We start from the raw sequence: 13,168 nt of genomic DNA, 5'->3' as shown, positions 1-13,168 counted from the left end.
TTAGTTTTCGTATAGTGGGAAGGCATCTGTCAAAACCCGTACTTCTTGACGGACTTCTTCTAAGACTGCTTCATTTTCAGCATTTTCTAGTGCTTTGATAGTTAATTGGGCAACCTTGCGAGCCTCTTCCACTCCAAAACCACGAGCTGTGATAGCTGCTGAACCAATACGGATACCGCTGGTCTTGAATGGTGAAAGTTTTTCGTAAGGAATTGAGTTTTTATTAAGGGTAATGTTGACTTCATCCAAAAGATGTTGTGCAACTTTACCATTTTCAACAACCTTAGTTACATCAACAAGGAAGAGATGGTTATCTGTTCCGCCAGTGATGACCTTAAAGTTTGGATTATCTAGAAAGACTTCTGCCATCGCTTGACTATTTTCAATTACCTTCTGAGTGTATTCCTTAAAGGCTGGATCAAGCACTTCTTTGAATGACACAGCTTTAGCAGCAATAACATGTTCAAGTGGACCACCTTGAATACCTGGGAAGATAGCAGAGTTAATTTTCTTAATAAGGTCTTCATCATTGGTCAAAATCAAACCACCACGAGGTCCACGAAGGGTTTTATGAGTTGTTGTTGTTGTGATATGAGCATAAGGTACTGGGTTTGGATGAAGACCTGCTGCTACAAGACCAGCAATATGTGCCATGTCCACCATGAGTTTGGCACCTACGCTATCAGCAATTTCACGGAATTTGGCAAAGTCAATGATACGAGCATAAGCTGATGCTCCTGCAACAATCAATTTTGGTTGTACTTCTTTAGCTTGAGCCAGAATAGCATCATAGTCTAACAAGCCTGTTTCTTCATTAACATTATAAGCAACAAAGTTGTAGGTTTGTCCTGAGAAGCTGACTGCTGCACCGTGGGTCAAGTGACCTCCAGCTGCTAAATCCATACCCATAACTGTATCGCCTGGTTCAATGAGTGCCATGTAGGCAGCACAGTTGGCTTGGCTACCTGAGTGTGGTTGCACATTAGCAAATTTTGCACCAAAAATTTCTTTGGCACGTTCGATAGCCAAACTTTCAACGACATCAACGCACTCTGTTCCGCCATAGTAACGACGACCTGGGTAGCCTTCTGCATACTTATTGGTTAAGATAGAACCTTGAGCTGCCATGACAGCCTTAGAAACAACATTTTCAGACGCAATCAATTCAATATTGTTTTGTTGTCGCTCTTCTTCAGCCTTGATAGCCTCCCAAACTTCTTTGTCAAAATCTTTATAGTCTACTTTATCAAAAATCATAAAGGGTACTCCTTATTTATTGAGCTAAATGTGTTTGATAAAACGTTTTTGCATTTTATCAGAGTGATAGCCATTTCTTTCATAAAAAAGATGGGCTAGGTGACGACTTTCAGCAGAATTCAGACGGATAAAGGTATAGCCCTTGTTCTGAGCAACTTGTTCGATTGCTTTTATGAGGCTTGTCCCAATTCCCTTTCCTTGAAACTCTGGTAGAACAGCCAGTCCAAGAATGTTAAGACCTGTATCCGAGTAAAGACTTTCATAGACCTGTGCATGGATATAGCCCAACACCTGACTACTAATCTCATCAGCATACACTAACAAGATATGATCTGCTCTGTTAGAGCACCCATGAAACTGCCGCTCTGTTTGTTCTAAGGAGCAATCATAACCTAAGGATTGGCTGTTTATTACTTGAATGGCTGGCAAATCTCCTTGCTTCATCGGGCGAATCATAGCATTTCCTCAAATTCTATCTCTGGGACCTGAGCCACTATATCCTCCGCTCGAATAGCTCCCTGACGGAGAATTTTAGCCTTCGCACCTGACAGGTCTAAAATGGTCGAATCAAGTCCTGTCAAAGCTTGGTCATCTTCAATACCAAGTAAATCTACTGAAAATTGTGCCTGGATAGCCGCAAAATTCGTGCCACTTTCCTTTCCTGAAAGATTGGCAGACGGTCCAATCAAGACCCCTATTTTTCTAATCAAATCTAGGGTTTTCTCATGATTTGGAACACGGAAACCAACTGTATCCAGACCAGAATTAATCCAAAAAGGCACCTTGTCATTGGCCTGTAGAATCACGGTCAAGGGACCAGGCATAAAACTATTATACAGTTTTTCAAGAAAAATAGGTTGGTTTTGGCTGAAAAAATAAATATCGTTCAGATTTGACACATTTAAGTTCATGGCTTTGTCGCGAGGACGTTGTTTGAGCTCGTAAACCCGATTGACAGCCGCTTCATCCAAGGCCTTCGCAAACAGACCATAAACTGTCTCAGTCGGTAAAATCACTGCTTCTCCAGCTTCAAGGCTTGCTTGAACATCAAATTCCGTCATCCACAACCACCTTTCTGTCCTTGCCAAATTGATCCTGCAAAACTCGCACTCGCTTGTCAGAGAAATAAGTTTGAAAAAGCTGACTCACAGACGGACCTTGTTTGTAACCAATTTCTAAGTAGATTTTCCCATTTTCTTCTAGAAAATCTTCTGATTGCTCTGCTATTTTCCGATAGATTGCAAGCCCGTCCTCCTCTGCAAATAGGGCTAAATGAGGCTCTGAGAGAAGAACATTGAGACCAACTTCTGCCCTATCATCAGGAGAAATATAGGGAGGATTGGATACGATGAGGTCAAACTGACCAGTCACCTTATCCCAGACATCTGACTGAATAAAGTCTATCTGAACGCCATGTGCTTGAGCATTTTTGCGGGCAACTTCCAAGGCCTGTGGCGAGATGTCGGCTGCGGTGACCTGCCAATCTGGACGGGCATGAGCAAGAGAAATAGCAATGGCACCGCTTCCTGTACCGATGTCCAAAACACGAAGACCTGTTCTGCTATTTTCCTGCAAAACCAAATCAACCAACTCTTCTGTCTCTGGTCGCGGAATGAGAACGCGTTCGTCCACCGCAAATTCCAAACCGTGAAAGTCAGCCTTCCCAATAATGTACTGAGCAGGAATATGTAGACTCAGCTGCTGAAAAATATCTTCCAGTAAAACTTTATCAGAATCAGATATTTCTTGCCGTAAAAGAAGGACAAAGTCAGTCAAGTTCAATTTCTTTAAGCCACGAAAGGTGAAGGACAGTGCTTCTGCCTCTTCACCTTGTGCTTCTAATCTTTCTTCGTAGCTAGCAAATAACTCCGCATAGTTCATTATTTGTTCAACTCTTCTAGTTTTTGAGTTTGGTCATACAAGACCAAGGCATCGACCACTTCATCCATTTTACCAGATAAAATCGTATCGAGTTTTTGAAGAGTAAGACCGATACGGTGATCTGTCACACGGTTTTGTGGGAAGTTGTAGGTGCGGATTCGCTCTGAACGATCACCTGTACCGATCGTTGACTTGCGTTCTGCGTCTTGTTCATCCTGAGCGATTTGGGCAAAGTGGTCTGCCACACGAGCACGGATAACCTTCATGGCTTTGTCACGGTTTTTCTGCTGGGTCCGTTCTTCCTGCATTTCAACCTTGATATTGGTTGGTAAGTGAACGATACGAACAGCTGTCGCCACCTTGTTGACGTTCTGTCCACCAGCACCTGAAGCGTGATAGATATCGACACGAAGATCTTTTGGATCAATATCGTATTCCACTTCTTCTACTTCTGGCATGATGAGCACAGTCGCTGTTGAAGTATGAACACGGCCTTGGCTTTCTGTTACAGGGACACGTTGAACACGGTGGGCACCTGATTCATATTTGAGTTTTGAATAGACTGATTGGCCCGATACCATGGCAACTACTTCTTTGAAACCACCGACGCCATTGACAGAAGCTTCCATGACCTCAAAACGCCATCCCTGTGCTTCAGCATACTTTTGATACATGGTCAAGAGGTCTCCAGCAAAAAGTGCCGCTTCATCTCCACCTGCTGCACCACGAATTTCCAAGATAATATTCTTATCATCGTTTGGATCTTTTGGTAAGAGTAAAATTTTGAGTTTTTCTTCATAGTCAAGCTTATCAGCCTTGGCTTGTTTGAGTTCTTCCTTGGCCATCTCTTCTAAGTCAGCATCACCAGATGCCTCTTTTATCATCTCTTCAGCATCGATGATATTTTGTAAAACAGCCTTATATTCACGGTAAGCCGTCACCGTGTCACGCGTTGCTGCTTCCTCTTTTGACAACTCCATAAACCGTTTGGTATCGCTGACAACCTCCGGATCACTCAGCAACTCCCCCAACTCCTCATAACGGTCTTCCACCGCCTGTAATTGATCGTAGATATTCATGATTAAGATATTAAGGGCGTAAAGCGAACAAAGCAAAAATAGGAGGTTTGACGAAGGACGCGATCGTCCTAGGAAAAACTATCTTTTTTGCACAGTTCGTAGCCCGTATTCAATTCCTTTCTAAGATATTAATGCCGTTAAGTGACTCAAAGGAAATTAGGAATTCTGACGAAGAAACTTCGGTTTCTAGGAAGAATTATCTATTTCCACAGAGGCGTAGGCATATTCAGTTCCTCTCTATAAAAGTTCTTAGGAAAGAAACTCCCCGCATTGTAGTTTTTAGAGCGTGTTCAGTTCCTTTCTAAGATAATGTAACTTATAATTCTGGTGAAAAATAATGTTTGCGACAAACAGGAATATAGGTTTCATTACCACCGATTTGGATTTGTTCCCCTTCATAAGTAGGTTTCCCATCTTGTGTTCGAAGAACCATTGTTGCTTTTTTTGAACAATATTGGCAAATAGTTTTGATTTCATCCAGCTTGTCTGCCAATAAGAGCAAATGTTTGGAACCTTCGAACAGCTCATTGCGAAAATCATTTTTCAACCCAAAGGCCATAACAGGAACATTGAGTTCGTCGACTACTCGTGCCAAGTCATAGACATGGTGACGTAGAAGAAATTGAGCTTCGTCAATCAAGACACAATAGGGACGAATCTCCATTTTTTCAATAAATCCAAAAATATCCATCTCATCATCAATGGCTACGGCTTCCCGTCGCATACCAATTCGACTAGAAACAACACCAAAGGCATCTCGTGTATCCAAGGCAGATGTCATGATGACAACAGGTTTCCCCTGCTCTTCATAGTTATGGGCTACCTTGAGAATTTCAATGGTTTTTCCAGAATTCATCGTCCCATATTTATAATATAATTGCGCCACTTTTTCACTCCAAATCTTTGAATTTCACTCCTTCCATTCTAACATAAAATAAACCGTTTGGCATTTACTTTTGATAGGAAAGTCAAAAATATGCTATACTATCTTTATCACAAAGAAGGAGAATACTATGCCATTTGTACGAATTGATTTATTTGAAGGACGCACTGAAGAACAAAAAATTGCTCTTGCTCGTGAGGTGACTGAAGTTGTTTCCCGCAACACCAACGCACCAAAAGAAGCTATCCATGTTTTCATCAACGATATGCCAGAAGGAACTTATTTCCCACAAGGTGAAATGAAACGCAAATAAAAAGAAGGTTCTCCACTCAAACGGAGAACCCTTTTTATTCCAAAACCGTATCCAAGTCAGTCGCCAATTCCACCGTATAATCATAAGGCTTCATCAGGTAGAGCCCGTCATTCTCCTCATAAAGATAAAAGGTTTCCTCCCCCACCAGCATGGTATAAAAACTCTCAACAGTAGGTGTGTCCTGATTGCTTCCGTTCTTGAAAAAGTAAGGTTTGGTCGTTTCTAGACCCATGAGAAATAGCTGAGCTTCTGAGTCAGTTACTTCTTTGACTACTTCTTCTCCCTGATAAATCACGACAGTTTCTGCCGCGGGCAAATCAACTGAGGACTTAAGCTGACTAAAGACCAGCAAACTCAGAACAATCGCAATACAAGAAATAATGGTTAGTTTATATCTCATCCGTCAAACTCCTTTTTACAATAAAGCGCAGTCTCCAGTTAAGCATGAGACCACAGACAAAGATGCCTGTAATCAAGCCCACCCAGTAGGCTTTTGGACCAAAATCTGTCCAAGATTCCAAGATAAATGCTACTGGGAAGGTCATCGACCAGTAAGCAATCAAACCCAAGATAAATGGAATTGTCGTATCCTTATATCCCCGCAGGATTCCTTGAATGGGTGCCGTAAAGGCATCTGCCATCTGGAAAAAGAGTGCAAAGACCAGAAAATCCGCAGTCTGCCGAATAAAGTCCGTATCATGTCCATACAAACTTGCTACAGGGAGACGGAAAAAGTAGAGAAAAGAAAGCGTCAAACCTGCAAAAGCAAATGCAGTTAGGCGACCGATAAGCGCATACTGAGCAACTGCCTTCTCTCTCTTGGCTCCAATCTCATAGGAAATCACAATTGGCAGTGCCATGGACACACTAACAGGAAAAGCATAGAGCAAGGTCGCAAAATTCATAGCAGCCTGATGGGATGCAATAGTTAAGGCGGAAAACTTAGCCATATACAGACCAACTACAGCAAAAATAGCCACTTCAGCAAATACCTGCAAACCAATCGGCAATCCCAAACGCAGACCTGACCATAGGAGTCGGAGGTCTAAGGCACTCCAACGCCAAATCTGATAGCTTGCAATAGTCTTATTCTTGCTCATGACCACTAACACCACTCCCAGTACCGTCCAATAAGCCAAAGCAGTTCCAAGCCCGGCTCCTGCTCCGCCTAGGGCCGGCAGGCCCCATTTCCCATAAATCAAAACATAGTTAAAGAAGCTATTGAAAGGGACCAATAGGAGCATGAGGTACATGGAAAGTCTAGTCAGTCCTAAGGCATCAAAAAAAGAGCGATAAACACTGAATAGTAACAAGGGGGGAATACCTAGGGAGATAAAATAAAGGTAGGAACGAGCGACGGTAAAGACTTCCTTATCCAGTTTAAGTTGGGATAACAGTGGAATAGCACCGAGATAGACGACCAAAAATAGTCCGATTGCTAAGAATAGGGCCAAATAGATAAACTGGTGAAACTCCTGCCTTATCTTCTCCTTCTCTCCACGTCCTAAATGCTGTCCAATAATAGGTACCATGGCCGATACAATCCCTGTCAGGAAAGAAAACAAGGGATTCCAGAGGCTCGTCGCCATGGAAACACCTGCCAAATCAACCGTGCTATAACGACCTGTCATCATGGTGTCAATAAAAGAAGCTGAATAATTGGCAAATTGATAAATTAAAATCGGAAGAAAGATTTTTAGAAATAACCAAAATTTTTCCCGAATAGTCTGTGTTGAATACATACATCGTCCTTTATAGTTCTTACCTCTATTGTAACAGGACTGACAAACTTGTGCAAACGGAAAAGGACTGTTTGCCCAGCCCTTTTCGACATCATTAAATTGAATCCCCATTCCAAATGGAGTTTTTCACGATGACATAATCCACATGTTTGAGACTATCGATATCCCGACCACCAGCGTAGGAAATAGAAGACTGCAAGTCTTGTTGCATTTCCACCAAGGTATCCTTCAAGTGTCCCTTGGCTGGCAGCAAAATCTTCTTCCCTTCAACGTTTTTATAAGCACCCTTTTGATACTCTGACGCAGAGCCGTAGTATTCCTTGAACTGCTCGCCATCTACTTCTACTGTCTTCCCTGGGCTTTCAATGTGCCCTGCAAAGAGCGAGCCAATCATGACCATGCTAGCACCAAAGCGGATTGATTTGGCAATATCTCCGTGGGTACGGATACCACCGTCCGCAATAATCGGCTTACGAGCTGCTTTTGAACACCAACGAAGGGCAGCCAGCTGCCAACCGCCTGTACCAAAACCAGTTTTTACCTTGGTAATGCAGACCTTGCCTGGCCCAATGCCGACCTTGGTTGCATCCGCACCAGCATTTTCCAACTCACGAACAGCTTCAGGCGTGCCGACATTACCAGCAATGACAAATGTCTCAGGCAATTCTTTCTTGATATGCTTGATCATCTTAATCACGCTGTCAGCATGTCCATGCGCAATATCAATGGTAATAAACTCAGGCGCGTCAGCTTTTAAACTAGAAACAAAGTCGTACTCATAATCTTTTACACCAACCGAAATGGAAGCAATCAAACCTTGGTTATGCATGCGCCTAATGAAGGGAATACGTCCCTCTTCATCAAAACGGTGCATGATGTAAAAGTAACCATCTTTTGCCAACATTTCAGCAACATCTTCATCAATGATAGTCTGCATATTAGCAGGAACCACTGGCAACTTAAAGCTATACTTGCCCAAAGTAACAGTCGTATCAGCCTCAGAACGGCTATTGATGATACACTTATTCGGAATGAGTTGTACATCTTCGTAATCAAATACAGGTGTTTCGTTAAACATGAGATTCTCCTCTGTTCGCTTTTGAATAATTAATTGACGAGAAAAGGCCGACTTGTTCGCTTTTCTCATTTCCAACAGTAATAATTATAGACCATCGTTTGGTTTCTGTCAATACAGGAGAGTTGCACACAGCAAATGTTCGTTTTTAATTGTTTGTTGTTTCTATTTTTATATCTATCGTTCATATTATTTGTCTTTTACTTGATTTTAATAAACTTATGAGCAGAATGTTCCGATTTTACTTGATACTTTTCTCAATAAAAGTAAAAAAATCTCCAAAAAATGAAGATTTTTATAAAATTTTTATGAATTATTCATTGAAATTGTATAATTGTGGAAACTTCGTACATTCTGGATTCTTAGGATGACAGACTTCTCTACCAAAATAAATCATAGCTTGATGTGCCGGCAACCAAAGTTCCGGTGGCAAGACTTCCATCACTCGCTTTTCCGTTTCCATAGGTGTAGCTGACTTTTTGACAATGTCATGATGTTTGCAGATTCGTCCCACATGGGTATCCACAGCAAAGGCTGGAATACCAAAGCCAACACTCATGACAACATTAGCCGTCTTTCTACCTACACCTGCTAGCCCCTCTAATTCCTCACGCGTCTGCGGAACTACACCACCGTACTGTTCAAGCAACTGCTGAGCACACTCTTTCAAAAACTTTGCCTTATTGCGAAAAAGCCCCAAACGAGAGATATAGGGTTCAATCTCCTTGACTTCTGCTGCTGCCATTGCTTCTGGAGTAGGAAAGGCTGCAAAGAGTGCTGGCGTTGCCTTATTGACAGCTGCATCTGTCGTCTGCGCAGATAACATTACCGCCACTAACAATTCAAAATGATTACGGAAATCCAAACTAGGTTTCGCATCAGGATAAAGAGCGATGATTTCCTCAATCACCTTACGAGCACGTTTTTTTGATAAGACCATATTTCCTTACTTTCTTTTATTTTATCTTCCAAATTATTATACCATATAAAACCATAATTGATCTTTGTACAAAAATTCTATCATTTCATCACCCCACTTCGGTCAATAGGGAAGACAAAAAAGAGACAGCCATCGCTGCCTCTCTCATTCCGACTAAGATAGCCTCTAAGTCTATCTTAACGACGGATTTCTTTGATACGTGCTGCTTTACCTTGCAATGCACGTAGGTAGTACAATTTAGCACGACGTACTTTACCGTAACGTACGACTTCAATCTTGTCAACACGTGGAGTGTGGATTGGGAATGTACGCTCAACACCTACACCACCAGAAATCTTACGAACAGTATACATTTCAGAGATACCTTGACCTTTACGAGAGATAACAACACCCTCGAAAATCTGGATACGCTCACGAGTTCCTTCCACAACCTTAGCATGAACACGAACAGTGTCACCAGGACGGAAAGAAGGGATATCAGTACGAAGTTGACCTTCTGTCAAACTTTGGATTAATGGATTCATTTTTTACTCCTATCTTGTTAATCTTAGGAGCACTCTGTCCTAGCGGATTAACCGTTTTATTGTGTGTCCATCACACACAAACTATATTATACAAGATATCTCTCGGAATGTAAAGAGATTTCTCAGTCAAAAGATGACTTTTTCTGTCTGATAATTTAGGATGTTTTAAGTTTTATATCGTATACTCATATCAAGCTAGAAATAGCGAACCTTCTTTTTCATATAATCTCCTAGAAAACCGCCACTGTAGGCGGTTTTCGTGTTTATAAGTCATCCGCAATTTTATTGATTTTTCGTAGACGATGGTTAACACCACTCTTTGTCAAAGGCTTACTTAAACTTTCTGCCAATTGCTGAATGGAATAATCTGGATGCTGAATTCGCAACTGTGCAACTTCTTGTAAATCAACAGGTAGCTGATCAAGGCCGATACTATCGATAATTTTGACGATATTATTAATTGTTCTCATGCTGGCGCTAACTGTTCGGGCAATATTGGCTGCTTCTGCATTAGTTGCACGGTTAAGATCATTTCGTGCTTCACGCATAAGCTTGACATTCTCAAACTCTGTTTTGGCTTCTTCTGCTCCGATGACAAGCAAGAAATCCATGATATCCTCTGCCCGTTGCAGGTAGGTTATGGTCCCCTTAGAACGCTCAATCACCTTAGCATCCAATAAAAATTTTTGCAAAAGCTTAGCTAAGTCTTGAGCATGGTCAGAATAAACAGATGCAAGCTCTAGCTGATACTTGCCTTTATCTGGATCCTTAACAGATCCACTGGCTAGGAAGGAACCTCGAAGATAAGCTTGGCTCCATTCGTCATTTTCTAATATAGCTGGAGCGATTCCTGTTTCTAAACCAAAAAAACTATCCGCTAGATAGAGATCATCGAGAATATCATTGACACCGCTATCTAAAAATACAGTATATACTCGATTTTTACGAAGGTTCGTTTTTTGATGGTGCCTAATATCTGCTTTTACCTGATAAAATCTATGGAGAAGCTCATAGATATGGCGAGCAATTTTAGCGTTTTCTGTACTAATGGACAACGTTAGGCCTGTTGAGGCTAAGCCAAGACTACCTGACAACTTAATTATAGCTGCTAACTCACTCTTAGTCCCACTATTTTGACTGAGTACTTCTTCTTTTACATGGACTGAAAAACTCATGACCGCACCTGTAATATCTTGAGTAACTCTTCTACCACTAAATCACCATCATGAAACGCTCCACCATTTTCCAAGCGAAGAAAATCAGAAGAAATGATACGATTAGTCTGCTCTTGCAAGCTAGTAAAATCATGTTTGACTTGGACCAAATATTCATCAAACTGATGAGTATTCATATACTCTAGTGGAACGGGTTCAATATTCACTAAGACGGTATCAACAAATTTTTCTCCCAGATGATTGTTGAGGACACGAACATGATCCGCGTCAGAGAAGAATTCTGTCTCTCCTCGCTGGGTCATGATATTGCAGACATAGGTCACATCTGCTTTCGTTTCCTTCAACGCTTGCCCAATTTCTGAAATCATTAAATTTGGAAGGATTGAGGTAAAAAGTGATCCTGGGCCTAGAACTACCATATCACTAGCCATAATCGCTTCAACCACCTGTCGACTTGCCATTGGCTCATCATTGTTATATGAATTTGTCACATAGACATGATCAATCATCCCTTTATGCTTAGCAATCTTACTCTCACCTGAAACCACGGTTCCATCTACAAAAACAGCGTGGAGGGTTAGCGCTTGCTCGCTTGAAGGATAGATTCGACCAGTTGTGTGGAAAAAACGTGTCAAAAGGCGCATGGCATTATAGGTTGATCCCTGCATCTCTGAAATCCCTGCAATAATTAAGTTTCCAAGAGGATGTCCTGCCAAAGGACCATCCGAGTCTGCAAAGCGATATTGAAAAATTTGCTCATAAAGTTTTGGCATATCTGACATAGCCAAGAGAACATTGCGTAAGTCCCCTGGTGGTGTCACCTGCAAAGCCTGACGAATTTCTCCAGAGGAACCACCATCATCAGCCACTGTTACGATGGCCGTAATATCTACATCCTTGTCCCGTAAGCTCTTTAAAATGACTGGAATCCCAGTTCCACCACCGATGACTGTAATTTTTGGCTTTCTCATGAACGGTTAACCGTCTCCTTCCGTCTATCCTTATCACGATGGCTACGATTGACAATCCAGTTTTTCTCTAAATCATCTGCTAATCGTTTGGCAAAAGCTACGCTTCTGTGTTGACCACCTGTACAACCAACAGCAATCGTCAGAACAGATTTTCCTTCCTTCTGATACCCTGGCAGAATTGGTTCAATCAAGTCCATCAGGTGATTGTAAAATTCTTCTGACTCCCTATGTTCCATAACATAGTCGAATACCTCAGCATCCAATCCAGTTAAATTGCGTAACTCTACTTTATAATACGGATTTGGTAAGAAACGTACATCAAAAACCAAGTCCGCATCCAATGGTAGCCCGTATTTGAAACCAAATGACATCACTTCGATACGGAATGATGGTTGATTATCTTGGCTAGCAAATTGCTCGGAAATCTCCTTACGAAGATTACGAGGAGTCAGCTCTGTCGTATCAATGACATTCTGACTCATATTTTTCAAAGGAGCTAAGAGTTCACGTTCCAGTTGGATTCCATCTAAAACACGGCCATCTGCTGCAAGGGGATGAGAACGACGTGTTTCTTTATAACGAGCCACCAGTTCACCATCTGTTGCGTCCAAGAACAAGACCTTAAAATCTAAATCTTCTGCCGACTCAATTTCATCCAAAACCTCTCGAATTTCTGAAAAGAACGAACGGCTTCGCATGTCGACTACCAAAGCGATCTTATTATTATCCTGACTATGACGAATCAGCTCTAAAAATTTTGGTAGAAGAGTCGGTGGCATATTATCAATGGTAAAATAGCCTAAGTCTTCAAAAGACTGAATGGCAACTGTCTTCCCAGCCCCTGACATCCCTGTCACAATTACTAAATGGAGTTTGTCTGACATGACATTCCCTCCTTTTCTTTTCTAATCAATTACTGCAATGACTTCAATTTCAACTTTGACATCACGTGGCAAGCGAGCCACCTCAACGGCCGAACGCGCTGGAAAATCTGCTGAGAAAGCTGTTTTATAAACCTCATTAAAAGCAACAAAGTCATTCATATCTTTGAGGAAACAAGTTGTCTTGACCACATGGTCAAAGTCTGTTCCTGCTTCATCTAAGATTGCTGCGATATTTTTCAAGACTTGCTCAGTCTGTTCCTGAATGGTTTCACCAACCACTTCACCTGTTTCAGGCGACAAAGGAACCTGCCCTGAGGCAAAGAGGAAATTTCCTACAACCTTACCTTGTACGTATGGTCCAATTGCTGCTGGTGCTTTATCTGTGTGAATAGTTTTCATCTGTCAATCTCCTTTATTGGTTCTACTGATATTATACCAAAAAAC

Annotated in this window: 16 protein-coding genes; 1 reads left to right on the top strand and 15 read right to left on the bottom strand. The window is 41.6% G+C overall.

Annotation, left to right across the window (positions count from 1 at the left end; translation table 11 throughout):
* The 6 genes from glyA to AC4CS8_RS04030 form a co-directional block, all read right to left on the bottom strand.
* The gene (gene glyA, locus AC4CS8_RS04055; protein ID WP_493893661.1) at positions 1 to 1,257 is read right to left on the bottom strand and encodes a serine hydroxymethyltransferase; all 1,257 of its coding nucleotides are present in this window, start codon (positions 1,255 to 1,257) and stop codon (positions 1 to 3) included.
* A 24-nt stretch (positions 1,258 to 1,281) separates the two neighbouring features.
* Positions 1,282 to 1,713, bottom strand: coding sequence for a GNAT family N-acetyltransferase (locus AC4CS8_RS04050; RefSeq protein ID WP_493893660.1), 432 nt, complete (start codon positions 1,711 to 1,713; stop codon positions 1,282 to 1,284).
* Positions 1,710 to 2,318 carry an L-threonylcarbamoyladenylate synthase gene (locus AC4CS8_RS04045; protein ID WP_493893659.1) on the bottom strand — a complete coding sequence of 203 codons (609 nt, stop codon included), beginning with the start codon at positions 2,316 to 2,318 and terminating at the stop codon, positions 1,710 to 1,712. The genes AC4CS8_RS04050 and AC4CS8_RS04045 overlap by 4 nt, the downstream gene beginning before the upstream one ends.
* A complete protein-coding gene (prmC, locus tag AC4CS8_RS04040) occupies positions 2,305 to 3,138 on the bottom strand; it encodes a peptide chain release factor N(5)-glutamine methyltransferase (protein ID WP_493893658.1) in 834 nt (277 codons plus the stop codon). The genes AC4CS8_RS04045 and prmC overlap by 14 nt, the downstream gene beginning before the upstream one ends.
* On the bottom strand, positions 3,138 to 4,217 hold the full coding sequence (prfA, locus tag AC4CS8_RS04035; protein ID WP_493893657.1) for a peptide chain release factor 1: 1,080 nt from the start codon (positions 4,215 to 4,217) through the stop codon (positions 3,138 to 3,140). Before prfA ends, prmC begins: the two co-directional genes overlap by 1 nt.
* A 316-nt stretch (positions 4,218 to 4,533) precedes the next feature.
* Complete coding sequence (locus AC4CS8_RS04030; RefSeq protein ID WP_493893656.1) at positions 4,534 to 5,103, bottom strand: thymidine kinase; 570 nt, start codon at positions 5,101 to 5,103, stop codon at positions 4,534 to 4,536.
* 127 nt (positions 5,104 to 5,230) lie between these two features.
* Here AC4CS8_RS04030 and AC4CS8_RS04025 point away from each other — a divergent pair, with 127 nt between their 5' ends.
* A complete protein-coding gene (locus tag AC4CS8_RS04025; RefSeq protein WP_493893655.1) occupies positions 5,231 to 5,413 on the top strand; it encodes a 4-oxalocrotonate tautomerase in 183 nt (60 codons plus the stop codon).
* Between the two features lie 34 nt (positions 5,414 to 5,447).
* On the opposite strand, the gene AC4CS8_RS04020 is transcribed toward AC4CS8_RS04025, so the two are convergent.
* The 9 genes from AC4CS8_RS04020 to AC4CS8_RS03980 form a co-directional block, all read right to left on the bottom strand.
* Positions 5,448 to 5,813: a hypothetical protein gene (locus tag AC4CS8_RS04020; protein ID WP_493893654.1), complete on the bottom strand. Its 366-nt coding sequence runs from the start codon at positions 5,811 to 5,813 to the stop codon at positions 5,448 to 5,450.
* Positions 5,803 to 7,155 carry an MATE family efflux transporter gene (locus tag AC4CS8_RS04015; protein ID WP_493893653.1) on the bottom strand — a complete coding sequence of 451 codons (1,353 nt, stop codon included), beginning with the start codon at positions 7,153 to 7,155 and terminating at the stop codon, positions 5,803 to 5,805. The genes AC4CS8_RS04020 and AC4CS8_RS04015 overlap by 11 nt, the downstream gene beginning before the upstream one ends.
* A 94-nt stretch (positions 7,156 to 7,249) precedes the next feature.
* Positions 7,250 to 8,233, bottom strand: coding sequence for a GMP reductase (gene guaC, locus AC4CS8_RS04010; protein WP_493893652.1), 984 nt, complete (start codon positions 8,231 to 8,233; stop codon positions 7,250 to 7,252).
* Between the two features lie 310 nt (positions 8,234 to 8,543).
* The gene (gene nth / locus AC4CS8_RS04005; protein ID WP_493893651.1) at positions 8,544 to 9,170 is read right to left on the bottom strand and encodes an endonuclease III; all 627 of its coding nucleotides are present in this window, start codon (positions 9,168 to 9,170) and stop codon (positions 8,544 to 8,546) included.
* A gap of 176 nt (positions 9,171 to 9,346) precedes the next feature.
* The gene (rplS, locus tag AC4CS8_RS04000) at positions 9,347 to 9,694 is read right to left on the bottom strand and encodes a 50S ribosomal protein L19 (RefSeq protein ID WP_024380029.1); all 348 of its coding nucleotides are present in this window, start codon (positions 9,692 to 9,694) and stop codon (positions 9,347 to 9,349) included.
* Between the two features lie 263 nt (positions 9,695 to 9,957).
* On the bottom strand, positions 9,958 to 10,869 hold the full coding sequence (gene whiA / locus AC4CS8_RS03995; RefSeq protein ID WP_493893650.1) for a DNA-binding protein WhiA: 912 nt from the start codon (positions 10,867 to 10,869) through the stop codon (positions 9,958 to 9,960).
* Positions 10,866 to 11,840 (bottom strand): YvcK family protein, encoded by a 975-nt coding sequence (locus AC4CS8_RS03990; RefSeq protein ID WP_493893649.1) that lies wholly within the window; start codon positions 11,838 to 11,840, stop codon positions 10,866 to 10,868. The genes whiA and AC4CS8_RS03990 overlap by 4 nt, the downstream gene beginning before the upstream one ends.
* Positions 11,837 to 12,724 (bottom strand): RNase adapter RapZ, encoded by an 888-nt coding sequence (gene rapZ / locus AC4CS8_RS03985; RefSeq protein WP_493893648.1) that lies wholly within the window; start codon positions 12,722 to 12,724, stop codon positions 11,837 to 11,839. Before rapZ ends, AC4CS8_RS03990 begins: the two co-directional genes overlap by 4 nt.
* 21 nt (positions 12,725 to 12,745) lie before the next feature.
* A complete protein-coding gene (locus AC4CS8_RS03980; RefSeq protein WP_493893647.1) occupies positions 12,746 to 13,123 on the bottom strand; it encodes a RidA family protein in 378 nt (125 codons plus the stop codon).
* Positions 13,124 to 13,168: the final 45 nt, after the last annotated feature.

It is taken from the genome of Streptococcus sp. NSSLK0004, assembly GCF_059039125.1.
This window is presented reverse-complemented; position numbering and strand designations above follow the sequence as displayed.

Bases quoted from the DNA above. Each gene is read 5' to 3' on its own strand.
- AC4CS8_RS04015 (WP_493893653.1), bottom strand. From the start codon at position 7,155: ATGTATTCAACACAGACTATTCGGGAAAAATTTTGGTTATTTCTAAAA.
- rapZ (WP_493893648.1), bottom strand. From the start codon at position 12,724: ATGTCAGACAAACTCCATTTAGTAATTGTGACAGGGATGTCAGGGGCT.
- prmC (WP_493893658.1), bottom strand. From the start codon at position 3,138: ATGAACTATGCGGAGTTATTTGCTAGCTACGAAGAAAGATTAGAAGCA.
- rplS (WP_024380029.1), bottom strand. From the start codon at position 9,694: ATGAATCCATTAATCCAAAGTTTGACAGAAGGTCAACTTCGTACTGAT.
- guaC (WP_493893652.1), bottom strand. From the start codon at position 8,233: ATGTTTAACGAAACACCTGTATTTGATTACGAAGATGTACAACTCATT.
- AC4CS8_RS03980 (WP_493893647.1), bottom strand. From the start codon at position 13,123: ATGAAAACTATTCACACAGATAAAGCACCAGCAGCAATTGGACCATAC.
- AC4CS8_RS04045 (WP_493893659.1), bottom strand. From the start codon at position 2,318: ATGACGGAATTTGATGTTCAAGCAAGCCTTGAAGCTGGAGAAGCAGTG.
- AC4CS8_RS04020 (WP_493893654.1), bottom strand. From the start codon at position 5,813: ATGAGATATAAACTAACCATTATTTCTTGTATTGCGATTGTTCTGAGT.
- AC4CS8_RS03990 (WP_493893649.1), bottom strand. From the start codon at position 11,840: ATGAGAAAGCCAAAAATTACAGTCATCGGTGGTGGAACTGGGATTCCA.
- AC4CS8_RS04050 (WP_493893660.1), bottom strand. From the start codon at position 1,713: ATGATTCGCCCGATGAAGCAAGGAGATTTGCCAGCCATTCAAGTAATA.
- whiA (WP_493893650.1), bottom strand. From the start codon at position 10,869: ATGAGTTTTTCAGTCCATGTAAAAGAAGAAGTACTCAGTCAAAATAGT.
- glyA (WP_493893661.1), bottom strand. From the start codon at position 1,257: ATGATTTTTGATAAAGTAGACTATAAAGATTTTGACAAAGAAGTTTGG.
- prfA (WP_493893657.1), bottom strand. From the start codon at position 4,217: ATGAATATCTACGATCAATTACAGGCGGTGGAAGACCGTTATGAGGAG.
- AC4CS8_RS04025 (WP_493893655.1), top strand. From the start codon at position 5,231: ATGCCATTTGTACGAATTGATTTATTTGAAGGACGCACTGAAGAACAA.
- nth (WP_493893651.1), bottom strand. From the start codon at position 9,170: ATGGTCTTATCAAAAAAACGTGCTCGTAAGGTGATTGAGGAAATCATC.